Here is a 23,399-nt window from a genome sequence, read left to right on the forward strand (position 1 = left end):
CCTCAGCCCTCCCTGGACACGGCTGCGGACAGGGCTGGCGGCGGCCTGCCGGGTATAATCACGGGATGCAAAATCTTCTCCATAACCTCAATCCCGAACAACTGGCGGCCGTCACGCTGCCGGCCCAGAGCGCCCTGATCCTGGCCGGCGCCGGCTCCGGCAAGACCCGCGTGCTGACCACCCGCATCGCCTGGCTGATACAGACCGGCCAGGTGTCGCCGTCCGGCATCCTGGCGGTCACGTTCACCAACAAGGCCGCCAAGGAGATGATGGTGCGGCTGTCGGCCATGTTGCCGATCAATACACGGGGCATGTGGATAGGCACTTTCCACGGCCTGTGCAACCGGCTGCTGCGCACCCACTACCGCGACGCGGCCCTGCCGCAAAGCTTCCAGATCCTGGACACCCAGGACCAGCTGTCCGTCATCAAGCGCCTGCTGAAAACCCTGAACGTGGACGACGAGAAGTTTCCGCCCAAGGAGGTGATGTACTTCATCAACAACGCCAAGGACCAGGGCCTGCGCGCCGACAAGCTGGAAGGCTACAACGCCGACGAACGCAAGAAGATCGAGCTGTATCAGGCCTACGACGACCAGTGCCAGCGCGAAGGCGTGGTGGATTTCGCCGAACTGCTGCTGCGCACCTATGAACTGCTGAGCCGCAACCAGCCGCTGCGCGAACACTACCAGCAGCGCTTCAAGCACATTCTGGTGGACGAGTTCCAGGACACCAACAACCTGCAATACGCGTGGCTCAAGCTGATGGCCGGCCACGGCGAGCACGGCGGCGGCGCCCTGTTCGCGGTGGGCGACGACGACCAGAGCATCTACGCCTTCCGCGGCGCCAACGTCGGCAACATGAGCGCTTTCGAGCGCGAGTTCCGGGTCCAGAACCTGATCAAACTGGAGCAGAACTACCGCTCGCACGGCCACATCCTGGACGCGGCCAACCTGCTGATCTCGAACAACACCAACCGCCTGGGCAAGAACCTGCGCACGGACGCCGGCCACGGCGAGCCGGTGCGGGTGTACGAGGCCACGTCCGACCTGCAGGAAGCGCAGTGGATCGTCGAGGAAGCCAAGAACCTGGTGGCCGAGGGCGCCCTGCGCAGCGAGATCGCGGTGCTGTACCGTTCCAACGCGCAGTCGCGCGTGATCGAGCATGCCTTGTTCTCGGCCGGGATTCCCTACCACGTGTACGGCGGCCTGCGCTACTTCCAGCGCGCCGAGGTCAAGCACGCCATCGCCTATCTGCAGCTGATGGACAATCCGCACAACGATTCGGCCTTCCTGCGCGTGGTGAACTTCCCGGCGCGCGGCATCGGCCTGCGGACCATCGAAGCGCTGCAGATGGCGGCCGAGCAGCACCGCGTCTCGCTGTACGCGGCCGTGCCCTACGTGGCCGGCAAGGGCGGTACTTCGCTGGCGGGCTTCGTCAAGCTGGTCGAGGGCGCGCGCTTCGAGACCCAGCAGATGGCGCTGCCCGAGCTGGTGCGCGTGGTGCTGGAGGCCAGCGGCCTGCTGGCCCATTACCAGACCGAGAAGGAAGGCGCCGACCGCATCGAGAACCTGGAGCAGATGGTCAACGCGGCCACCCAGTTCGTGGCCGAGGAAGGCTATGGCGTGGGCGCGCCGGCGCACCTGGGGCCGCAGGCCCAGGCCCAGGCGGGCGAGGCCATCGTCAACCAGGATGGGGTCGAGATCCTGGACGCCGACGCGCCGCTGGCCAGCGTGATGTCGCCGCTGGCGGCCTTCCTGTCGCACGCCTCGCTGGAGGCCGGCGACAACCAGGCCCAGGCCGGCCAGGATGCGCTGCAGATGATGACGGTGCACTCGGCCAAGGGACTGGAATTCGACAACGTCTTCATCACCGGGCTGGAGGAAGGCCTGTTCCCGCACGAGAGCAGCTCGCGCGAGGATGGCGGGGTGGAGGAGGAACGGCGCCTGATGTACGTGGCCATCACGCGCGCGCGCAAGCGGCTGTACATGTGCTTCTCGCAGACCCGCATGCTGCACGGCCAGACCCGCTACAACATGAAGTCGCGCTTCTTCGACGAGCTGCCGGAGGAGTCGCTCAAGTGGCTGTCGCCCAAGGTGCAGGCGCACTGGTTCGCCAACAGGAAGTCGGCCTGGGACGAGGTGCCGCTGGTCGGTTCCGACAATGCCCTGGCGCAGCAGATGGCGCAGAAGTCCGGCGGCGGCCCTGGCTGGCGCATCGGCGAAGCGGTGGCGCACGCCAAGTTCGGCGAAGGGGTGATCGTCAACATCGAAGGCAGCGGCGGCAACGCCCGCGCCCAGATCAACTTCGGCAGCCACGGCATGAAGGTGCTGGACCTGGGCATCGCCAAGCTGGAGCGGCTGGGGCGCTGAGCCATCCTAAATATCCTGTGCAGGAATCGATATGCTTAAAAAGGCGAAATTTAATAACCTCACCACACTTCCAAATGATGTGTGGCAGTTTTCCTCTGGCTTGAATGTCATTGTTGGAGAAAATGGTTCGGGCAAATCGCATGTACTCAAGTCTATCTATTCGCTGCTTAAAATACAGTCGGGCAAGGAGTTTAAAAAGGGGACGCTGGAAAAAAACTATGCTGAAAAGCTTGTCGCTGTCATGCGCCCGGAATACGTAGGGCGTTTGGTGAAGCGCAAGCAGGGCCGGGACCGCTGCGAGATCAAGCTAACCATGCGGGATGCAAGGGCAAATAGCCATATCGCGTTCGCCACCAATGCCAAGTCGCAGGTTGAGGTCCTGACCACTCCAGAGAGGGGACTCGCATCGCCACCAGTGTATTTGCCGACGCGGGAACTGGTGACACTCTGTCCCTGGTTTGTTTCATTGTATGACAACTATCATATTGAGTTCGAAGAGGCATGGCGCGATACTGTTTCCTTGCTGGGGGCGCCAACGGTAAAGGGGCCACGGGCGAGCAGAGTGGCGCGGATGCTGGAGCCACTGGAGGAAGCAATGGGGGGCAAGGTCGTGGTCGATTCGGCCAGTGGCCGATTTTATCTGCAGCTGGGTACTCAGGGCCGTCTCGAAATGCCATTGGTCGCGGAGGGAGTGCGTAAATTGGCAATGCTTGCAAGACTGATTAGCACCGGGGTCTTGCTGGAGCAGGGATACTTGTTTTGGGATGAGCCGGAAACTAATCTGAATCCGAAATTGATAAAAGTGGTTGCCTGGTGTATTGCCCAACTGGCTGCGGAAGGCATCCAGGTGTTTATCGCGACACATTCGCTGTTTTTGCTGAGGGAATTGGAGATGCTTGCCTCTGAGCCAGCCTACCCTGCTGCAGCGCCCCGCTATTTCGCATTGAGAAGTTCAGACGGTGGGGTAGGGTTGGAGCAGGGCGATCAAATAGATGATCTGCGCACTCTGGTCTTGCTGGACGAAGAGTTGATGCAATCCGACCGCTTCATGGAAGCGCAGGTGCCAAGGTGACTATTATTCGGGAAGGCGAGTTGACCTTTACGTTCGCCCGAGATAGCCAGGCCAGCAAGTATGACCAGTGGTCGTACTACCGTAACCAATTTCAGCGCGTTGGGAATAGCAAGGCGGTCGACATTATCGTTCTTCAAGACAGCGTGATGTGGCTGATTGAAGTGAAGGATTATCGACTGCATGGACGGACCAAAGTCATTGATCTCGCGGATGAAATCGCCATCAAGGTGCGCGACACGTTAGCTGGATTGGTGGCCGCCAAGGTGCACGCGCCGGATATGGATGAAAAGCGCTTTGCTGCGACCGCGGTCAGAGCTCGAAGTGTCCGCGTGGTTTTCCATTTGGAGCAGCCCGCCACACGTTCCAGGCTGCGCCCGCAATGGATAGACGCTGCCCAGTTTACTCTGAAGCTGCGGACCTTGCTCAAAGCTGTTGATCCCCACTCTTTGGTTGTGAGTCGGAACGCAGGGCAAGCGCTTGTGGACTGGAGCGTGACCTGATCCGCCTGGCCGTTTAGGCTTAGTGCTCTTGCTGAGGCTGTGCCTGATCACTCAGCTGCGGCGCGCCGAAGATCTGGCGGTAGGCGGCGTACAGGGTGCAGTGCAGTACCACCACCATCAGCAGGAACACCATCATCATGGCAACCAGGCCCAGCGGCATGGAACTGAACAGCAGCAGCGGAATGGCGCCGGCCACCTGGTAGATCAGGAACAGCGACAGCGCGCATACAAGGAAGGCGCCCAGCGAGCGGAACACCGCGTAGGCGCTAAAGAACAAGGCCTTGCCCAGGCTGAGCTTTTGCCAGTAGATCAGCGGCGCCGCGAAGCAGCTCACCAGCCAGCCCAGCACATAGATGGCCGAGGAAGCCACGATGGCGCCCTTGGACTCGTCCAGCAGCTTCTGGTCCATGGGGATCTGGGCCGTGGCCATTTTCATCAGCACGCCGCCGTCCAGCACGGTCAGCACCGTCAGCGCCACCAGCATCAGCAGCACGTACACCCCGCCCAGGGCCAGCAGAGGCCCGCGCGCGGGTTTCTGGAAACCGCTCAGCACCAGCTGCGGCAGCGCGCGCCGGCCCTGGTCGGCCGCTGCGCTGCCCTGCAGCAGGGCCACCGAGAAGATGGGCGCCAGCAGCATGGGCGCGATCTGCCCCAGCAGCGGCACCAGCAGCAGGGCGATGGACAGGAACATGCAGCTGAACAGCAGCGCCATCAGGGCGCCGGGCTGCTTGCGGAACAGGCCGAAACCCTGGCGTACCCAGAGCCATCCGGTGAGCGCGGGCAGTTTTTCCATCAGCGCAGTTCCGGCGCCGCGACGGCGATACGTTCGCGCAGGATGCGCTCGAAGTGGCGGGGATCGTGCGGGGTCAGCATCTCGGCCTCGCGCGGCTGGTGGAAGTCGTACAGGCGCGACAGCCAGAAGCGCAGCGCCGCCGCCCGCAGCATGGGCTGCCAGGCTTTCTGGTCGTTGGCGCTGAACGGACGCACGGCGTGGTAGGCGTCCAGCAGGGCGCGCACCCGGGCCGTATCGAGCACGCCGGTATCCAGGTCCACGCACCAGTCGTTGACGGTGACGGCCACGTCGAACATCCAGGTGTCGTAGCCGGCGAAGTAAAAGTCGAAGAAGCCGGTCAGGCGCTCGCCGTCGAACATCACGTTGTTGCGGAACAGGTCGGCGTGCACCGGGCCGCGTTCCAGGGCGCGGTAGACGTCGCAGGCGGCAAACGCTTCCTGGAAATGGACTTCGGACTTGAGCAGGTGCGCTTCATCCTCGGCCAGATACGGCAGCACCAGCGGCGTGGTGGCGTGCCACCAGTCCAGGCCGCGCAAATTGGGCTGCTGCAGCGGATAGTCGACGCCGGCCAGGTGCATGCGCGCCAGCATGGCGCCGACGGCGGCGCAGTGCACCGGCTGCGGGTCCAGCTGCGAGCTGCCTTCCAGCTTGGTGACGATGGCGGCCGGCTTGCCGTGCAGGGCCGCCACCAGCTCACCGTCGTGGGTGGCCACCGGGGCCGGCACCAGCACGCCGCGCTCGGCCAGGTGGCGCATCAGCTGCAGGTAGAAGGGCAGCTGTTCGAAGCTGAGGTTTTCAAACACGGTGAGCACATACTCGACCGGCTGGCCGTCCTGTTCCACCGTCAGGAAGAAGTTGCTGTTCTCGATGCCCGAGGCGATGCCTTTCAAAGCCAGCGGTTTGCCGAGGGGAAATTGCGTGATCCACTGGGTGACGTCATCCAGCGTGACCGGAGTAAAAACTGCCATGAGAAGCGTAGGGAGGGTCGGTTAGGTTCGGAAAGCGCGCCTGGGGCGCGCCGGCGTCATTGCTTGGGCGGTTGCGGGGGCGGCGGCACGTCGGCGGGTTGCACCGCTGCCGCTTCCTCTTCCTCGGATTTCTTTTTCTTCTTGCCGATGTCGAATTCCATCACCGTCCACATGGGGCCCTTGTTGGCGCTGCCCATGACATCGCCGGGTAGGGCGCTGCCGACTGGCGTGTTGGGTTTCACTTTATAAGTGCTGGGACCGCTCTTGACCGTGACTTCGGTCACGCGGCCGCCTTCGCGTTTTTCGGTGATCTGCTGCTGCGGCTGCGGCTTGGAGGTGACGGTAATGGCGTCGTCGCCAATTTCCTCGATCTTTTCCAACTTGGGCGGCGTCGGCGCAGATGCCGGGGTCTGGGCCAGTGCCGCGCTGGCGCACAAGGCAAGCAGGAGGGCAGGAAGGAGGGCAGGCAGAAGGGTAGGCAGAAGCGGATGGGTGCGCGTCATGATGGTGTCGCCTTTAAGTGCGGTCGCTGGCAGCGGAAATTTTTATCTATGAGCCATTGTAACAAACAGACACGCGGTTCCGCTGCCTGGCGTCATTTATATGGCCATGATGTCGATTTGAAAAGGCTGGCAGGCGGGCAAAAGTGTGCGCCAAAACCTGCGATAATGCGCAATTCGTCGCGATTCCCGCCCCAGCACCATGCAAAAGACCCTGTTATTAGTAGACGGTTCCAGCTACCTGTACCGTGCCTTCCACGCCTTGCCCGACCTGCGCAGCCCGGACGGCTACCCCACCGGGGCCATGCACGGCATGGTGAACATGCTGCGCCGCCTGCGCGCCGACTACCCGGCCGCCTATATCGCCTGCGTGTTCGACGCCAAGGGCAAGACCTTCCGCGACGATCTGTACCCCGACTACAAGGCCACCCGCGCCGCCATGCCGGACGACCTGCGCCTGCAGATCGAACCCATACACGAGGCGGTGCGCGCCATGGGCTGGCCCATCCTGATGGTGGAGGGCGTGGAAGCGGACGACGTGATCGGCACCCTGTCGGTGCAGGCCACCCAGGCCGGCATGGAGACCGTGATCTCGACCGGTGACAAGGACCTGGCCCAGCTGGTCAACGGCAGCGTCACCCTGATCAACACCATGACCAACGAAAAACTGGACGAGGCCGGCGTGCTGGCCAAGTTCGGCGTGCCGCCCAACCGCATCATCGATTACCTGACCCTGATCGGCGACACCGTGGACAATGTGCCCGGCGTGGCCAAGTGCGGCCCCAAGACGGCCGTCAAGTGGCTGACCCAGTACGACTCCCTGGATGGCGTGATGGCCAACGCGGCCAGGATCAGCGGGGTGGTGGGCGAAAACCTGCGCCAGGCGCTGGAGTGGCTGCCCAAGGGCCGCGAACTGATCACCGTCAAGACCGACTGCAACCTGTCGGAGCACATGATGTCGATCAGCGAATCGCTGCAGGCGCGTGTGGAAGACAAGGAAACCCTGCTGGCCTTCTTCGGTAAGTACGGTTTCAAGACCCTGCTGCGCGAACTGCAGGCCATCACGCCCTCGGCCGCCGCCACTGCCGCCGTGGCCGAGGCCCAGCAGGCCCAGCAAGCCAATGGCGACCTGTTCGGCGAGGCCGCGCCGGTGGTCAACGTGGCCTACGAGACCGTTTTCACCGATGAACAGCTGGACCAGTGGATCGCCCGCATTGATGCGGCCGAACTGACCGCCGTCGATACCGAAACCACCTCGCTGGAGCCGCTGCATGCGCAGCTGGTGGGGATTTCGCTGTCGGTGGAGCCGGGCGTGGCCTGCTATATCCCGGTGGCGCACAGCTACATGGATGCGCCGGCCCAGCTGGCGCGCGAGCATGTGCTGGATAAACTCAAGCCCTGGCTGGAGGATGCCTCCAAGCCCAAGGTCGGCCAGAATCTGAAATATGACGCGCACGTGTTCGCCAACCATGGCGTGCGGCTGCGCGGCATCGTGCACGACACCCTGCTGCAGTCCTATGTGTTCGAATCGCACCGCAGCCACGACATGGACAGCCTGGCCTTGCGCCACCTGAACCACACCACCATCCCGTTCACGGACGTATGCGGCAAGGGCGCCAGCATGATCACCTTCGACAAGGTGGAAATCGGCCGCGCCACCGAGTACGCGGCGGAGGACGCCGACATCACCCTGCGCCTGCACCGCGCCATGGTGGGCCAGGTGGACAAGGATGAAAAGCTGGCCAGGGTCTACAAGGACATCGAGCTGCCCACCGCCATCGTGCTGCAGAAGATGGAGCGCAACGGCGTGATGATAGACGCCGCCCTGCTGGCGCAGCAGTCGGCGGAGCTGGGCGAACGCATCATGGCGCTGGAAGCGAAGGCGCATGAACTGGCCGAACAGCCCTTCAACCTCGGTTCGCCCAAGCAGATCGGCGAAATCTTCTTCGAGAAGCTCAAGCTGCCGGTGGTGAAGAAGACCCCCAGCGGCGCGCCCTCCACCGACGAGGAAGTGCTGCAGAAGCTGGCCGAGGATTATCCGCTGCCCAAGGTGCTGCTGGAGTACCGCAGCCTGTCCAAGCTGAAGTCGACCTACACCGACAAGCTGCCCAAGGGGATCAACCCGGACACCGGCCGCGTGCACACCAACTACGCGCAGGCGGTGGCGGTGACAGGCCGCCTGGCCTCCAACGATCCCAACCTGCAGAACATCCCGGTGCGCACCGAGGAAGGGCGCCGCATCCGCCAGGCCTTCATCGCACCGCCCGGCAGCCATATCGTGTCGGCCGACTATTCCCAGATCGAGCTGCGCATCATGGCCCACATCTCGGGCGACGAGAACATGCTGCGCGCCTTTGCCGAAGGCGTGGACATCCACCGCGCCACCGCCGCCGAAATCTTCGGCGTGGCCCCGGAGGAGGTCACGAGCGAACAGCGCCGCTACGCCAAGGTGATCAACTTCGGCCTGATCTACGGCATGAGCGCCTTCGGCCTGGCCGCCAACCTGGGCATAGAACGGGGCGCCGCGCAAAGCTATATCGACCGCTATTTCGCCCGTTTTTCCGGCGTCAAGCAGTACATGGACGACACCCGCATGCAGGCCAAGGCGCGCGGCTACGTGGAAACCGTGTTCGGCCGCCGGCTGTGGCTGCCCGAGATCAATTCGCCCAACGGCCCGCGCCGCCAGGGCGCCGAGCGCGCCGCCATCAACGCGCCCATGCAGGGCACTGCGGCCGACCTGATCAAGCTGGCCATGGTGGCGGTGCAGGACTGGCTGGAGGCGGAACAGCTCAAGAGCCGCATGATCATGCAGGTGCACGATGAGCTGGTGCTGGAGGTTCCGGACGAGGAACTGGAACTGGTCAAGCGCAAGCTGCCGGAGCTGATGGCCGGTGTGGCGCAGCTCAAGGTGCCGCTGATCGCAGAGGTAGGAGTAGGTAAAAACTGGGAGGAGGCGCACTAAGCCTCCATTGTCTGTCATCTTTATCCGGAGAAGATACGTGAAAGACCTGTTGAACGATGCTGAGAGCCTGCTGCCTGGCGCCACGCTGCCGGATGGCGTGGCGCGCCGCGATTTTATCAAGGCGGCCCTGGGCACGGGCTTTGCCGCCGCCGCCCTGCCGGTGATGGCGCAGAACGTGATCAAGACCGACAGCGCCGGCCTGACCGCCGGCACCGTCACCCTGAACATCGGCGGCCAGGACGTGCGCGTGTACCGCGCCCAGCCCGAGGGCAAGACCAATCTGCCGCTGATACTCGTGATTTCCGAGATCTTCGGCGTGCACGAGCACATCGCCGACGTGGCGCGCCGCTTCGCCAAGCTGGGCTACATGGCGGTGGCGCCTGATTTGTTCGCGCGCCAGGGCGATCCGGCCAAGGTGGCCTCCACCGCCGACCTGATGAAGGACATCATCGCCAAGACCCCGGACGCGCAAGTCATGTCCGACCTGGACGCCGTGGTGGCCTGGGCCAAGGTCAGCGGCGCCGATCCGCAGCGCATCGGCATCACCGGTTTCTGCTGGGGCGGGCGCATCACCTGGCTGTACGCGGCCCACAATCCGTCGATCAGGGCAGGCGTGGCCTGGTACGGGAGGCTGATGGGGGAATCCAACCCCATCACTCCCAGGCATCCGGTGGACATTGCCGCAACTCTGACCGTCCCCGTGCTGGGCCTGTATGGCTTGAAGGACACCGGCATCAGCCAGGAATCCATCACCGTCATGAAGGCGGCGCTGGCCAAGGGGCCGAACAAGTCGGCCTTCGTGGTCTATCCGAACTCGGGCCACGCCTTCCATGCCGACTACCGTCCCAGCTATGTGGAAGCGGACGCCAAGGATGGCTGGGGCCGGGCGCTATCCTGGTTCAAACAATACGGCGTGATCTGACTTTTGGCCTGAATCGGGCCAAATCCGGCACAAATGCGGGCCGGGCGGTAGAATACTGCCCGGCCCGTGCTGTCTGGCGCGGGCCAGGCACTAGAGGTTACTAAAATCGATCCCACACTCATTTCCATCCTGCTGGCCACTACCGTGGCGGGCGTCGTCAGCATCACGGCGGCTGCGGTGTTCTCGTTTACGCTGCTGTCCAAGGTCGTCGAGCGCATGGTCAGCCTGTCGGTGGGCATTATGCTGTCCACCTCGCTGCTGCACGCCTTGCCGGAGGCGTTCGAGTCCAGGGCCGATCCGCGCACCCTGTTCGCCACCCTGCTGGCCGGGCTGCTGGCCTTCTTCATGCTGGAAAAGCTGGCCATCCTGCGTCACTCGCACCACCACGAGCACGACGGCCATCACCACGCCCACGGCCATGACAAGCATGAAGCGGGCAAGGCCGGCTGGATGATCTTGGTGGGCGATGGCATGCACAATTTCACGGACGGCATCCTGATCGCGGCGGCGGCGCTGGCCAATCCCGAGCTGGGACTGGTGACGGCGCTGGCCATCATCGCGCACGAGATCCCGCAGGAAATCGGCGACTTCATCGTGCTGCTCAATGCCGGCTTTTCGCGTACCCGGGCCTATGTCTACAACCTGCTGTGCAGCCTGCTGGCCATCGTCGGCGGGCTGCTGGGCTACTACACGCTGGACAAGGCCAGCGGGCTGATACCCTACGTGCTGGTGTTTGCCTCGTCCGGTTTCATCTACATCGCCGTCAGCGACCTGATGCCGCAGATGCAGCGCCGCGCCACCCTGCGCGAGACCATCCCGCAAGTGCTGCTGATCGCGGCCGGGGTGCTGATCGTGGTATTCCTCACCCACGGCCATTGACGCGCCTCGTCCCGGCTTCCCGGGGCCGGGAGTAAGATGGGGGCTTGGTTCCCCTGCAGGAGTCGCAATCATGCCAACCAAGCAAGAAAAAATGGCCGCCGGACTGGCGGCCCTGTCCCCATCCGAGCGCGCCCGCCTCGAGCGCCTGGCCTCGCTTGCCAAGGTCAGTCCGGAACAGTTGTGGCCGGATGTCTGGAATTATGGCTTCGATGATACCGAGGACAGCATACGCGCCGAGATCGAAGCGGATGAGGCCGAGGCCGCTGGCACCTTGATACCCAACGAGGAGGTCATGGCGATGGCGGCACAGATTGTTGAACAATATGCGCAACGCAAGCGCAAAGCTTGATGTCGGATGGCTGTCTTCCGCCCAGCGTTCCTACCGCCATACACTTGAATATGTCGGCACCCAATCGCTCCAAACGCAGCAGTTGCTGGAGCAGCGTGTCCGCCGCGCCCTGGAGGCGATTGCGTCGCAGCCCGGTATTGGCAGCCCCATCAATCGGCAAGGAACATCAAGGCGGTTCCCGATACCAAAAACAGGGCATCTGATCGAGTACCGTATAGAGCTGGATCAGATCACCATACTCCGCTGGGCGCGCCAGGTGCGGCGCCGCTAGTTCAGGCGCCGGTGGCCACCGGGCGGGCCGGGTCGGCGCACCATTCGCTCCAGGAGCCCGGATACAGCGCCGCGCCGTGCAGGCCGGCCACTTCCAGGGCCAGCAGGTTGTGGCAGGCCGTCACGCCCGAACCGCACTGCATGATGGCCTGCGACGGATTGCCGAACAGCGGCGCGAATTCCTGCTTGAGCTGGGCCGCCTCCTTGAAGCGGCCGTCGGCCTGCAGGTTGTCCTTGAAGAAGCGGTTTTTCGCGCCCGGGATGTGGCCGCCGACAGGATCGATGGTCTCGTTCTCGCCCCGGTAGCGGTCGGGCGCGCGCGCATCGACCACGGTGCAAGCCTGGCTGTCCAGGTTGGCCAGCACCTGGTCCACCGTCACCGTATGGGTCAGGGTGGGGCGTTCTGCGATGTGGCCGCGCGCACGCGGCGCCACCGGCGTCACCAGGGGCAGTCCGGCGGCCTGCCAGGCTGCCAGGCCGCCATCGAGCACCGCCACGCCGGCGTGGCCTATCCAGCGCAGGAGCCACCACAGGCGCGCCGCGAACATGCCGCCCTGGGCGTCATAGGCCACCACCTGGCTGTCGTCATTGACGCCCCAGGCGCGCAGGGCCTCGACCAGGGCGGCGCGGTCCGGCAGCGGATGGCGGCCACGGAACACCCCGTCCGCGCCTTTTTTCGGACCGGACAAATCGGTGTCGATGTTGGCGAACTGCGCGTTCTGGATATGGCCGGCCGCAAAGGCGTCCGGACCCGCGTCGGGATTGAGCAGGTCATGCCGGCAATCGAGTATCACCCACCTGGGATCGGTGACGTGCTGCGACAGGGTGGCGGCGTCTATCAGGGTGGTGTGCATGCTCGGCTCCTCAAACTTCGCTGGCGATGGGATCGGTTTTTTCTATGGCCTTGCCACGGTCGGTATTACGGGTATTGTAGAACGTCGCGGCGATGCCGGATAGCAGGATGATGCCTATCCCGGTCCAGCTCAGCCAGCCGAAATCGTCGCCCATCAGCAGCACGCCCCACAGGCTGGAAAACACGATGCCGGTGTACTGCAGGTTGGCCACCACCAGCGTCTTGCCGAGCCGGTAGGCGCGCGTCATGGCGATCTGCGCGCTGGTGGCGCACACCCCTATGCCGAGCAGCAGCAGGCCGCCCTTGGCGGTGTGGATGGGGTGCCAGACCGTGCCGCCCTTGGCGAAGATATAGTTGCCGGCAATGCCGGCGGCGATATTCATCAGCGCGAAGTAGAACACCACGCGGTTTTCAGGTTCGCCGGCCAGGCCCAGCTTGCGCACCTGCAGGTAGGCCACGGCGGTCAGCATGCTGGACACGACCGCGATCACGGCCGGCCAGAACTGGTCGGAGGCGAAGGCCGGCTGCAGCAGGCAGACCACGCCGATGAAGCTGGCGCCCACCGCCGCCAGCAGCGGCCACTCCATGCGCTTCTTGGCGTGCCACCAGCCATGGGCGAACAGCCAGATCGCCATCCAGATCGGCGACATGTAGTTGAGCGTCATGGCGGTCGCCAGCGGCAGGGCGGAGATGGCGTAGAACCACATCCACAGCGAGGTCACGCCGACCGCGCAGCGCCACAAATGGCCCAGTGGATAGCGGGTGCGGAAGCTCTCGCCGCTGGCGGGGATCAGGATGCCCAGCACGATCACGCCCACCACGCCCCGGTACATCACGATCTCGGATGTGGAGAATTCCTCCGATGCGATCTTCACGCACACCCCCATGGCGGCGAACATGAAGCTCGCGAACAGCATCCAGAGCGATTGCATCAGACCTCTAGCTTGGAGCGGTACCATTCATGGAAGTGCTGCATGCCGTCTTCCATGGGCGACTGGTAGGGGCCGGCGTCGGTCTCGCCGCGCGCCATCAGGGCGCGGCGGCCGGCATCCATGCGCACCGCGATCTCGTCGTCCTCGATGACGGTTTCCATGTAGGCGGCCCGTTCGGCCTCGATGAATTCGCGCTCGAACAGCACGATTTCCTCGGGATAGTAGAACTCGACCACGTTACGGGTGCGCTGCGGCCCTTCCGGCCACAGGGTGGACACCACCAGCACGTGCGGATACCACTCCACCATGATGTTGGGGTACAGCGTCAGCCAGATGGCGCCGTACGGCGGCGGTTCGCCGCCGCGGAACTTGAGCACCTGCTCCTGCCAGCGCTTGTAGATGTCGGAGCCGGATTTCAGCAGGCCCTTGTTCACGCCCACGGTCTGCACGCTGAAGTCGCGCCCGAATTCCCAGCGCAGGTCGTCGCAGCTGACAAAGCCGCCCAGGCCCGGGTGGAAGGGCTCGACGTGGTAATCCTCCAGGTAGACCTCGATGAAGGTCTTCCAGTTGTAGTCGCAGGTGTGCGTTTCGACGTGGTCCAGCATGTAGCCGGAAAAGTCCAGGTCCTTGCTGCAGGACATGGCCGACAGCGCTTCCATCACGTTGTAGCCATTCTGCTCGAACAGCAGGCCGTTCCAGCTCTGCAGCCGGGTCCTGGGCAGGTTCAGGCAGGGCGTGTCGGCAAAGTGCGGCGCGCCTATCAGTTCGCCCTTCAGGTCGTAGGTCCAGCGGTGCAGGGGACATACGATGTTGCTGGCATTGCCGCGCCCATTGAACATCAAGGCCTGGCGGTGACGGCAGACATTGGACAGCAGTTCAATGCCGTTGGCATTACGGACCAGCATACGGCCTTCGTTTTCCGAGGCCAGGGTGGCAAAATCGCCCGAGTTCGGCACCATCAGCTCATGGCCGACGTAGCGCGGACCAGGCTGGAACAATTGTTGTAATTCGCGCTGCAGCAGCGCTTCGTCAAAATAGACGTTTACCGGAAGTTGCGCGTTGGAACGCGCCAGCTTGGCGTGGGTACCCAGATCGGACATCCAAACCCCCCTTAATTAAAATACATCAAACCAAGAAGAGACAGAATCCGTAAAGACCTGAATTCAATGTTGTTGAAAATGGTATTTAGGACAGAACCGGAGATTATACCGTGTTTACAACTACTTGGGCCAGCCTATCTTAGCGTGGCGCACCGGAATGGCGCGCTCGCCAGCTTCGCAAGGGCCCGGCAAGCTTGTGTTTTGTTCCACCGAATAAGTCGGTTTGTTCTAAAATAACGGGTTACAGTGCTGCCTTGAAGACTGAATTGCCTATGCCTAAGAAAATTACCGCCGAGGATGCCGCCGCCCCCGCCTCGTTCGAGGAAGCGATGGCGGAGCTGGCGCAACTGGTATCCCAGATGGAAGCCGGCCAGCTGCCGCTGGAAGCGTCGGTGGCCGCCTATGCGCGCGGCTCGGAACTGGTCAAATACTGCGCCGGCCAGCTCGACAAGGTGGAATCCCAGGTGAAGATACTGGAAGGCGACCTGCTCAAGCCCTTCGAGGAAGCCGGCGAGGCCCAGCAATGAGCGCGGCCTTCGAGGACTGGATGAAGACGGTGCAGGCCGGTTCCGAACGCGAGCTGTCGGCCTGGCTGCCGGGCGAGGACCAGATCCCGCACAAGTTGCACGGCGCCATGCGCTACGCCCTGCTGGACGGCGGCAAGCGGGTGCGCCCGCTGCTGGTGTACGCGGCCGGCGCCTTGTTTGGTGCAGATGAGGGCGCCGATGCCGACACCCTGGCCCGCGCCGCCGCCGCCGTCGAAATGATACATGCCTATTCCCTGGTGCACGACGACATGCCCTGCATGGACGACGATGAACTGCGGCGCGGCAAGCCGACCGTGCACGTGGCCTATGACGAAGCCACCGCCCTGCTGGTGGGCGACGCCCTGCAATCGCAGGCCTTCCTGGTGCTGTCCGAAGCGCGGCAGGTGCCGCCGGCGCGCCTGGTGGGCATGCTGCGCCTGCTGGCCCAGGCCTCCGGTTCGGCCGGCATGTGCGGCGGCCAGGCCATCGACCAGGACAGCGTGGGCCTGAGCCTGACGCTGGAGCAGCTCGAGCGCATGCACCAATTGAAAACCGGCGCCCTGCTGCGCGCCTCGGTGCTGCTGGGCGCCATGGCCGGCAAGGAGCTGGACGCCGCCGAACAGCTGGCCCTGCACGCCTATGCGCGCGCCATCGGCCTGGCGTTCCAGGTGGTGGACGACGTGCTGGACGCGACCGCCGATTCCGCCACCCTGGGCAAGACCGCCGGCAAGGACGCGGCCGACAACAAGCCGACCTATGTGTCGATACTGGGGCTGGAGCCGTCGCGCGCGCTGGCGCAGCAGCTGCGCCAGGAGGCGCATGCCGCGCTGGCCCCGTTTGGAGAAAAAGCTGTGCGGTTACGCGAACTGGCGGACCTGATCGTGCAGCGGAAAGCATAAATGAATCTGCTCGATAAAATTGATAGTCCGGCCGACGTGCGCAAGCTGGCGCGCACCCAACTGACCCCGCTGGCGCACGAACTGCGCGCCTTCCTGCTCGATTCGGTGTCCAAGACCGGTGGCCATTTGTCATCCAACCTGGGCACGGTGGAGCTGACCGTGGCCCTGCACTACGTGTTCAACACCCCGCACGACCGCATCGTGTGGGACGTGGGCCACCAGACCTACAGCCACAAGATCCTGACCGGCCGCCGCGAGCGCATGTCCACCCTGCGCCAGCTGGGCGGCCTGTCCGGCTTCCCCAAGCGCGACGAGAGCGAGTACGACACCTTCGGCACGGCGCATTCGTCGACCTCGATCTCGGCCGCGCTGGGCATGGCGCAGGCGGCCAAGATCAAGGGCGAGCAGCGCCACGCGATTGCCGTCATCGGCGACGGCTCCATGACGGCCGGCATGGCCTTCGAGGCGCTCAACAACGCTGGCGTGCAGGAAGACCTGGACCTGCTGGTGATCCTGAACGATAACGACATGTCGATCTCGCCGCCGGTGGGCGCCCTGAACCGCCACCTGGCGCGTTTGATGTCGGGCCAGTTCTACGCGGCCGCCAAGAACGTCGGCAAGACCGTGCTGCCCGGCCCGGTGCTGGAGCTGGCCAAGCGCATCGAGGAGCATGCCAAGGGCATGGTGGTGCCGGCCACCCTGTTCGAGGAATTCGGTTTCAACTACATCGGCCCCATCGACGGCCACGACCTCGATTCGCTGGTGCCCACGCTGCAGAACATCAAGCAGCTCAAGGGCCCGCAATTCCTGCACGTGGTGACCAAGAAGGGCCAGGGCTACAAGCTGGCCGAGGCCGAGCCCATCCTGTACCACGGCACCGGCAAGTTCAATCCGGCCGAGGGCATCAAGCCGGCCGCGCCGGGCAAGATCACCTACACCGAAGTATTCGGCAACTGGCTGTGCGACATGGCGGCGGCCGACCCCAAGCTGGTCGGCATCACGCCCGCCATGCGCGAGGGGTCCGGCATGGTGCGCTTCGAGCAGCAGTTCCCGGACCGCTATTTCGACGTCGGCATCGCCGAGCAGCACGCCGTGACCTTCGGCGCCGGCCTGGCCACCGAGGGCCTCAAGCCGGTGGTGGCGATCTACTCCACTTTCCTGCAGCGCGCCTACGACCAGCTGATCCACGACGTGGCGCTGCAAAACCTGGACGTGACCTTCGCCCTGGACCGCGCCGGCCTGGTGGGCGCGGATGGCGCAACGCACGCTGGCAACTACGACCTGGCCTATTTGCGCTGCATCCCCAACATGGTGGTGATGGCGGCCTCGGACGAGAATGAATGCCGCCAGATGCTGAGCACCGGCTACCACTATCCGGGACCGGCCGCGATACGCTATCCGCGCGGCGCCGGCGTAGGCGCGGCCATCGCCCCCGAGCTGGCCAGCATCGAGATCGGTAAAGGCGAGATCCGCCGCGAAGGCAAGAAGATCGCCATCCTGGCCTTCGGCTCCATGGTGGCGCCGTCGCTGACGGCCGCCGCCACGCTGGACGCGACCGTGGCGAATATGCGCTTCGTCAAGCCGCTGGACCTGGCCCTGGTCAGGCAGCTGGCCGCGCAGCACGACTATCTGGTGACGGTGGAAGAGGGCTGCATCATGGGCGGCGCCGGCGCCGCCGTGGCCGAGGCGCTGGCCGCCGAAGGCATCGTCAAGCCGCTGCTGATGCTCGGCCTGCCCGACAAGTTCATCGACCATGGCGACCCGGCCAAGCTGCTGGCATCCGTGGGGCTGGATGGCGCCGGCATCACGGCATCGATCAAGCAGCGCTTCGGCGGCGAAGAGCCGCGCCTGGCGGCCGTCAGCAACGGCTGACACCCGGGCTGCACCACGCTGCGCCCGCGCGGCAGGAGGCCGGGCCGGTCGGCTAGCCATGGTGTGGCGCGCTTGTTCTCCGGGGAGTAAAGCTTAACGCTTGCGGTCGTGCTGCCACAGCACGTCGCCCCCACCCGCATGGCGGTTCAGCACCCGCGCCAGCACGAACAGCAGATCCGACAGCCGGTTCACGTACTGGCGCGGATGGTCGTGGATGGTTTCCTCGCGTCCCAGGGTGACGATGGCGCGTTCGGCGCGGCGGCACACGGTGCGGCACACGTGCGCCTGCGCGGCTGCGCGCGAGCCGGCCGGCAGGATGAATTCCGTCAGCGGCGGCAAGGTGGCGTTGTACTTGGCCAGCAATTCGTCCAGCCGCGCCACATGCTCTTCCTTGACCAGCTGGTAGCCGGGGATGCACAGCTCCCCGCCCAGGTCGAACAGGTCGTGCTGGATGGAGACCAGTTCCGCGCGCAGCGCGTCCGGCATGTCCTCGCACAGCAACAGGCCCAGATGGGAATTCAGTTCATCCACCTCGCCGATGGCGTGGATGCGCGTGCTGTCCTTGCTGGTGCGGCTGCCGTCGCCCAGGCCGGTGCTGCCGTTGTCGCCGGTGCGGGTGGCGATCTTGGAGAGTCTGTTACCCATGTTTTCCTTCTGTGGTATCGGCCGCAAAGATGTGCATTTTACCGCGCCGCCAGCGTAGGGACCCGCTACAATCGACACACTGATGCGTACCCAAGGTGCCCATGTACACAGCTGCTCCCGAGTTCGATCCCGCCGCCCTGGCCGCGCGCCGCGCCGAAGTGGCGTCCGCCCTGCGCGCCGTGCTGCCGGCGCGCGCCGTCCTGTCCGAGGCCGAGGATACCCGCCCCTACGAATGCGACGGCCTGGCCGCCTACCGCCAGCTGCCCATGATAGTGGTGCTGCCCGACAGCGAGGCCCAGGTGGTGGCCGCGCTGGGCGTCTGCCACCGGCTCAAGGTGCCGGTGGTGCCGCGCGGCGCCGGCACCGGCCTGTCCGGCGGCGCCATGCCCATCGCCGATGGCGTGGTGCTGTCCACCGCGCGCCTGAACCAGATCGTGCGGCTGGACGCCTACGCGCGGACCGCAGTGGTGCAGCCCGGCGTTCGCAACCTGGCGATTTCCGATGCGGCGGCGCAGCATGGCTTGTACTACGCGCCCGACCCGTCCTCGCAGATCGCCTGCACCATAGGCGGCAACGTGGCCGAGAACTCGGGCGGCGTGCACTGCCTGAAGTACGGCCTGACCGTGCACAACGTGCTGCGGGTGCGCTTCGTCACCATGGAAGGCGAGGTGCTGGAACTGGGCGGGGAGTCGCTCGACGCGCCGGGGCTGGACTTGCTGTCGGTGTTCATCGGTTCCGAAGGCATGCTGGGCGTGGTGACCGAAGTCACGGTCAAGCTGGTGCCCAAGCCGGCCACGGCGCGTGTCATCATGGCTTCCTTCCCGCAGGTGGTGGAGGGTTGCCATGCGGTGGCCCAGCTGATCGCGGCCGGCATCATCCCGGCCGGGCTGGAGATGATGGACCAGACCTCCGCGCGCATGGTCGAGCCGTTCGTCCAGGCCGGCTACGACACGGACGCCGCCGCCATCCTGTTGTGCGAAGCCGATGGCACGGCCGAGGAAGTGGAGGAAGAGATCGGTCGCATGTCGGCCGTGCTGCAGGCGGCCGGCGCCAACGCCATTGCCGTGTCGCAGTCGGAGGCGGAGCGCCTCAGGTTCTGGTCCGGCCGCAAGAACGCCTTTCCGGCGGCGGGCCGCATCTCGCCGGACTACTACTGCATGGACGGCACCATCCCGCGCAAGCGCCTGGGCGAGGTCTTGTCCGGCATCGCCGCCATGGAAAGCAAGTACGGCCTGCGCTGCGCCAACGTGTTCCATGCCGGCGACGGCAATTTGCATCCGCTGATCCTGTTCAACGCCAACATCCCCGATGAATTCGAACGCGCCGAAGCGTTCGGCGCCGAGATCCTGGCCCTGTGCGTGGAGGTGGGCGGCACCATCACCGGCGAACACGGCGTCGGCATCGAGAAGATCACGTCCATGTGCGTGCAGTTCACCGAGGCCGAGCTGCAAGCCTTCTTCGGCGTCAAGCGCGCCTTCGATCCGGCCCGGCTGCTCAATCCGGACAAGGCCATCCCGACCCTGAACCGCTGCGCCGAATTCGGCCGCATGCGCATCAGCGGCGGCCTGATGCCGTTTGCCCACCTGCCGCGTTTTTGAACCATGCACCAGATAGCAGAACAATTCCGTGAACGGATACAAGCCGCCAGCGCCACCGGCAGGGCGCTGCGCTTGCGCGGCGGCGGCACCAAGGACTGGCACGGCCAGGCCCTCAACGGCGAGGTGCTGGACACCGGCGATTATCGCGGCGTGGTGTCGTACGAGCCGACCGAACTGGTGGTGACGGCGCGCTGCGGCACGCCGCTGGACGAGATCGAGGCGCTGCTGGCGCAGCACCGGCAGATGCTGGCTTTCGAGCCGCCACGCTATGGCCCCGGGTCCACCGTGGGCGGGGTGGTGGCCAGCGGCCTGTCCGGTCCGCGCCGCGCCAGCGCCGGCGCGGTGCGCGACTTCGTGCTGGGCGCGGTGCTGATGGATGGACGCGGCGAGGCGCTGCGCTTCGGCGGCCAGGTGATGAAGAACGTGGCCGGCTACGATGTCGCGCGCCTGCTGGCCGGCTCGCTGGGCACGCTGGGGCTGATACTGGAAGTGTCGCTCAAGGTGCTGCCCATGCCGGTCAGGGAAACCACGCTGCGCTTCGAGCTGGGCGAGATCGAAGCGCTGGAACGCCTCAACCTGTGGGCCGGCCAGCCGCTGCCGATTTCGGCCAGCTGTTGGCGCCATGGCGTGCTGACGGTGCGCCTGTCCGGCGCCGAGGCGGCGTTGGCGGCGGCCCGCGCGCGCCTGGGCGGAGAACAGGTGCCGGAAGGCGCCGCCTTCTGGCAGGCCCTGCGCGACCAGACCCACGATTACTTCAGCGGTGCACAGGCCCTGTGGCGGCTGTCGGTGCCGCCCAATGCCAGCGCCATCGTCCTCAGGGGCGAACAGCTGATCGAGTGGGGCGGCGCCCAGCGCTGGCTCAGGACGGACGACGGCCACGCGCAGGATATCCGCCGCACCACAGCCGCCGTGGGCGGGCACGCCACCCTGTTCCGGGGCGGCGACAAGGGCTTGGGCGTGTTCCACCCCATGCAGCCAGGTTTGCTGGCGATACAGCGCCGCCTGCAGTTGTCGTTCGACCCGGCCGGGATCTTCAATCCCGGCCGCATGTATTAAGCTGAGTGTACTGAGAACACCATGCAAACCAAGCTCGCCGACTTCATCCGCGATACCCCCGAGGGCCGGGAGGCCGACGCCATCCTGCGCGCCTGCGTGCACTGCGGCTTCTGCACCGCCACCTGTCCCACCTACCAGCTGCTGGGCGACGAGCTCGATGGCCCGCGCGGCCGCATCTACCTGATCAAACAGGTGCTGGAAGGGGCGCCGGTCAGCTCCAGCACCCAGACCCATTTGGACCGCTGCCTGACCTGCCGCAACTGCGAAACCACCTGTCCCTCCGGCGTCAGGTACGGCAGGCTGGTGGACATAGGCCGCAAGGTGGTCGAGCAGCGCGTGCCGCGCCCGCTCCTAGAGCGCATCCGGCGCTGGGTGCTGAAGGAAGGCTTGCCCAACAAAAGCCTGTTCGGCGCCGCGCTCGGCCTAGGGCAGGCCTTCCGTCCGCTGCTCTCGCCCGCGCTCCAGGACAAGGTCCCGCCGCGCCAGCCGGCCAGCCGCTGGCCTGCGCGCCAGCACGCGCGCCGCATGCTGGTGCTGGATGGTTGCGTGCAGCCCGCGATGGCGCCCAACATCAACGCTGCCACGGCGCGCGTGCTGGACGCGCTCGGCGTGCAGCTGATCGCCGCGCCCGGCGCGGGCTGCTGCGGCGCCATCCGCCACCACCTGAACGACCAGCAGGCCGCGCTGGACGACATGCGCCGCAACATCGACGCCTGGTGGCCGCTGCTGCAGGGCGAGGGCGCGGTGGAAGCCATCGTGATGACGGCCTCCGGCTGCGGCGCCACCGTCAAGGAATACGGCCACCTGCTGGCGCACGACAGCGCCTATGCGGCCAAGGCGCGGCACATCTCGGCCCTGACGCGCGACCTGAGCGAGATCATGCCGCAGTTCGAGCAGGAACTGGCGCGCCGCGTCAGCATCCGGGAGCGGGTGGCCTACCATCCGCCCTGCACGCTGCAGCACGGCCAGCAGATACGCGGCAAAGTCGAGGGCGTGCTGCGCGCGGTGGGGGTGGACGTGGTGCTGTGCGCCGACAGCCACCTGTGCTGCGGCTCGGCCGGCACCTATTCGATCCTGCAGCCGGAGTTGTCGCTGCAGCTGCGCGACCGCAAGCTGGCCAGCCTGGACGCGACCGGCGCCACCACCTATGTGTCGGCCAACGTCGGCTGCAGTTCGCACCTGCAGTCGGGCACGCAGACGCCGGTGCGCCACTGGATAGAGCTGATCGATAGCGCGCTGCAGTCTCAAAGCAGCGCTGGTAAGCCGTAAATCAGGCGTATCAGCTCGGTCTGGCGGCACACGCCGGTCTTGCGGAAGATGTGCTGGGTATGGGTCTTCACTGTGGCCAGTGACACGAACAGGCTGGCCCCGGTTTCCTCCTGCGTTAGCCCGCCGGCCAGCGCGACCGCCACCCGGGTTTCGGCGCTTGTCAGACCGTAGGCTTCCTGCAGCATACGCGGCGCCATGACGCGCTGCTGTCTGTCGTCCGACACCACCACCATGACCCGCGCCTGTTGGTCATCGAGTCCGATGCGCTGCTCGTGGTTGAGTGGCAGCGCGATCACCTTCACGGTGGCGCCACCCGCCGATTGCAGCTGACGTCCGGCCGCCTCGCCCGCCGCCGCAGCGCGTAACAGTACCGGCAGTGCCTCGCGCCCGGCGGCGCCGGCCAGGCGTAGCCGGCCGAAATGGGAGTGCAGGATGTCGGCCTGCTCCAGCCACTGCTCCGCGCGCTGATTGGTAAGCCGCAGGTTGCCATCGCCATCGACGATCAGGATGCCGTAGTCGAGCCGGTCTAGCGCCGCCGCGGCCAGCGTGCGCGCGGCGCTCATGCTGCTGAGACGCAGCGCCACCTGGTCGGCCTTGGCCAGGTGCGGGATCAGACGCTGCATGAAGGCCGTGTCCGCAGCTGAGAAGGGGGCCTGCCCAAGTGCGCGCTGGAAGCCGAAGAAGCTCATCAGGCTGCCGCGCATGCTTACCACGCCGCTGAGTACATAGCGCAGGCCGTGCGGGATCAGGAAGCCGGTGTGAAAGTCGCTGGCGGCTATTTTCGCCTCGCCCAGATAGTCGGTGCATGCGAACGCGGTACCCGGAACGCGCACGATGTGGGCCAGGGTCGGATCGATGTCCAGATAGCGCTGGTTGTACAGAGCCTGCAGCGCCGTATCGTGACCGTGCACATGCCACCAGGCGCCGCGTCCATGGCGCGTATCAAGTCCGGCGTAGAAACCTGCTACGGCGCCGATGGCTGCGGCGATATCCGTCAGCAGCGCGGGCCAAGCCTGCTGGTCCAACGCCGCGTCGTAGATCTGTTCAATGATGCTGTCCAAAAT

The 23,399-nt window shown here is 65.2% G+C and carries 22 protein-coding genes; 14 read left to right on the forward strand and 8 right to left on the reverse strand.

The features are described 5' to 3' along the window. Nucleotides 1–65 precede the first annotated feature (65 nt). From ACLB1G_RS11735 to ACLB1G_RS11745, 3 genes are read left to right on the forward strand one after another with little or no spacing between them, the layout of a single operon-like run. Nucleotides 66–2,369 (forward strand): UvrD-helicase domain-containing protein, encoded by a 2,304-nt coding sequence (locus ACLB1G_RS11735; protein ID WP_491627387.1) that lies wholly within the window; start codon nt 66–68, stop codon nt 2,367–2,369. Nucleotides 2,370–2,400: 31 nt separating this feature from the next. Next, entirely contained in the window at nt 2,401–3,441 is a 1,041-nt protein-coding gene (locus ACLB1G_RS11740) for an AAA family ATPase (RefSeq protein ID WP_491627388.1), read from the forward strand. Nucleotides 3,442–3,461: 20 nt separating this feature from the next. Further along, a complete protein-coding gene (locus ACLB1G_RS11745; RefSeq protein ID WP_491627389.1) occupies nt 3,462–3,941 on the forward strand; it encodes a hypothetical protein in 480 nt (159 codons plus the stop codon). 19 nt (nt 3,942–3,960) lie between these two features. On the opposite strand, the gene ACLB1G_RS11750 is transcribed toward ACLB1G_RS11745, so the two are convergent. Genes ACLB1G_RS11750 through ACLB1G_RS11760 form a run of 3 tightly spaced genes read right to left on the reverse strand, consistent with a single transcriptional unit; the run spans nt 3,961 to nt 6,205 of the window. Further along, nucleotides 3,961–4,734, reverse strand: a complete 774-nt coding sequence (locus ACLB1G_RS11750) for a BPSS1780 family membrane protein (RefSeq protein WP_491627390.1) — start codon at nt 4,732–4,734, stop codon at nt 3,961–3,963. Then, complete coding sequence (locus tag ACLB1G_RS11755) at nt 4,734–5,702, reverse strand: homoserine kinase (RefSeq protein ID WP_491627391.1); 969 nt, start codon at nt 5,700–5,702, stop codon at nt 4,734–4,736. Before ACLB1G_RS11755 ends, ACLB1G_RS11750 begins: the two co-directional genes overlap by 1 nt. A gap of 56 nt (nt 5,703–5,758) precedes the next feature. Then, nucleotides 5,759–6,205, reverse strand: a complete 447-nt coding sequence (locus ACLB1G_RS11760; protein ID WP_491627392.1) for a hypothetical protein — start codon at nt 6,203–6,205, stop codon at nt 5,759–5,761. A gap of 199 nt (nt 6,206–6,404) precedes the next feature. Between ACLB1G_RS11760 and polA the strand changes: the two genes are divergently transcribed. The 5 genes from polA to ACLB1G_RS11785 all read left to right on the forward strand — a co-directional run bounded on the left by polA (nt 6,405) and on the right by ACLB1G_RS11785 (nt 11,585). Beyond that, nucleotides 6,405–9,164 carry a DNA polymerase I gene (polA, locus tag ACLB1G_RS11765; RefSeq protein WP_491627393.1) on the forward strand — a complete coding sequence of 920 codons (2,760 nt, stop codon included), beginning with the start codon at nt 6,405–6,407 and terminating at the stop codon, nt 9,162–9,164. 37 nt (nt 9,165–9,201) lie between these two features. Next, nucleotides 9,202–10,086, forward strand: coding sequence for a dienelactone hydrolase family protein (locus tag ACLB1G_RS11770; protein ID WP_491627394.1), 885 nt, complete (start codon nt 9,202–9,204; stop codon nt 10,084–10,086). A gap of 129 nt (nt 10,087–10,215) precedes the next feature. Next, complete coding sequence (locus tag ACLB1G_RS11775) at nt 10,216–10,965, forward strand: ZIP family metal transporter (RefSeq protein ID WP_491627757.1); 750 nt, start codon at nt 10,216–10,218, stop codon at nt 10,963–10,965. Nucleotides 10,966–11,035: 70 nt separating this feature from the next. Next, a complete protein-coding gene (locus ACLB1G_RS11780; protein WP_491627395.1) occupies nt 11,036–11,314 on the forward strand; it encodes a hypothetical protein in 279 nt (92 codons plus the stop codon). Then, complete coding sequence (locus ACLB1G_RS11785) at nt 11,289–11,585, forward strand: type II toxin-antitoxin system RelE/ParE family toxin (protein ID WP_491627396.1); 297 nt, start codon at nt 11,289–11,291, stop codon at nt 11,583–11,585. Before ACLB1G_RS11780 ends, ACLB1G_RS11785 begins: the two co-directional genes overlap by 26 nt. Nucleotide 11,586: 1 nt before the next feature. Here the strand turns inward: ACLB1G_RS11785 and ACLB1G_RS11790 are convergent, their stop codons facing one another. The 3 genes from ACLB1G_RS11790 to ACLB1G_RS11800 are packed head-to-tail and all read right to left on the reverse strand — an operon-like array spanning nt 11,587 to nt 14,469. Then, nucleotides 11,587–12,438, reverse strand: a complete 852-nt coding sequence (locus tag ACLB1G_RS11790; RefSeq protein WP_491627397.1) for a sulfurtransferase — start codon at nt 12,436–12,438, stop codon at nt 11,587–11,589. A gap of 10 nt (nt 12,439–12,448) precedes the next feature. Further along, nucleotides 12,449–13,369, reverse strand: a complete 921-nt coding sequence (locus ACLB1G_RS11795; protein WP_491627398.1) for a DMT family transporter — start codon at nt 13,367–13,369, stop codon at nt 12,449–12,451. Beyond that, a complete protein-coding gene (locus ACLB1G_RS11800; protein ID WP_491627399.1) occupies nt 13,369–14,469 on the reverse strand; it encodes an aromatic ring-hydroxylating oxygenase subunit alpha in 1,101 nt (366 codons plus the stop codon). The genes ACLB1G_RS11795 and ACLB1G_RS11800 overlap by 1 nt, the downstream gene beginning before the upstream one ends. A gap of 272 nt (nt 14,470–14,741) precedes the next feature. Between ACLB1G_RS11800 and ACLB1G_RS11805 the strand changes: the two genes are divergently transcribed. From ACLB1G_RS11805 to dxs, 3 genes are read left to right on the forward strand one after another with little or no spacing between them, the layout of a single operon-like run. Beyond that, on the forward strand, nt 14,742–14,996 hold the full coding sequence (locus tag ACLB1G_RS11805; protein WP_491627400.1) for an exodeoxyribonuclease VII small subunit: 255 nt from the start codon (nt 14,742–14,744) through the stop codon (nt 14,994–14,996). Further along, on the forward strand, nt 14,993–15,895 hold the full coding sequence (locus tag ACLB1G_RS11810; protein WP_491627401.1) for a polyprenyl synthetase family protein: 903 nt from the start codon (nt 14,993–14,995) through the stop codon (nt 15,893–15,895). The genes ACLB1G_RS11805 and ACLB1G_RS11810 overlap by 4 nt, the downstream gene beginning before the upstream one ends. Continuing rightward, entirely contained in the window at nt 15,896–17,767 is a 1,872-nt protein-coding gene (gene dxs / locus ACLB1G_RS11815) for a 1-deoxy-D-xylulose-5-phosphate synthase (protein ID WP_491627402.1), read from the forward strand. Nucleotides 17,768–17,860: 93 nt separating this feature from the next. Here dxs and ACLB1G_RS11820 read toward each other — a convergent pair whose 3' ends face one another. Continuing rightward, on the reverse strand, nt 17,861–18,412 hold the full coding sequence (locus tag ACLB1G_RS11820; protein WP_491627403.1) for a cob(I)yrinic acid a,c-diamide adenosyltransferase: 552 nt from the start codon (nt 18,410–18,412) through the stop codon (nt 17,861–17,863). Between the two features lie 101 nt (nt 18,413–18,513). On the opposite strand from ACLB1G_RS11820, the gene ACLB1G_RS11825 reads away from it, so the two are divergent. Genes ACLB1G_RS11825 through glcF form a run of 3 tightly spaced genes read left to right on the forward strand, consistent with a single transcriptional unit; the run spans nt 18,514 to nt 22,335 of the window. Next, a complete protein-coding gene (locus ACLB1G_RS11825) occupies nt 18,514–20,010 on the forward strand; it encodes an FAD-linked oxidase C-terminal domain-containing protein (RefSeq protein ID WP_491627404.1) in 1,497 nt (498 codons plus the stop codon). A 3-nt stretch (nt 20,011–20,013) separates the two neighbouring features. Beyond that, nucleotides 20,014–21,066, forward strand: a complete 1,053-nt coding sequence (glcE, locus tag ACLB1G_RS11830; protein WP_491627405.1) for a glycolate oxidase subunit GlcE — start codon at nt 20,014–20,016, stop codon at nt 21,064–21,066. Between the two features lie 21 nt (nt 21,067–21,087). Then, nucleotides 21,088–22,335, forward strand: a complete 1,248-nt coding sequence (gene glcF, locus ACLB1G_RS11835; RefSeq protein ID WP_491627406.1) for a glycolate oxidase subunit GlcF — start codon at nt 21,088–21,090, stop codon at nt 22,333–22,335. Here glcF and ACLB1G_RS11840 read toward each other — a convergent pair. Next, nucleotides 22,311–23,396, reverse strand: coding sequence for a helix-turn-helix transcriptional regulator (locus tag ACLB1G_RS11840; RefSeq protein ID WP_491627407.1), 1,086 nt, complete (start codon nt 23,394–23,396; stop codon nt 22,311–22,313). The two genes, glcF and ACLB1G_RS11840, sit on opposite strands and share 25 nt — an antisense overlap. Nucleotides 23,397–23,399 lie beyond the last annotated feature (3 nt).

The sequence above is a fragment of the Duganella kummerowiae genome (assembly GCF_053572355.1).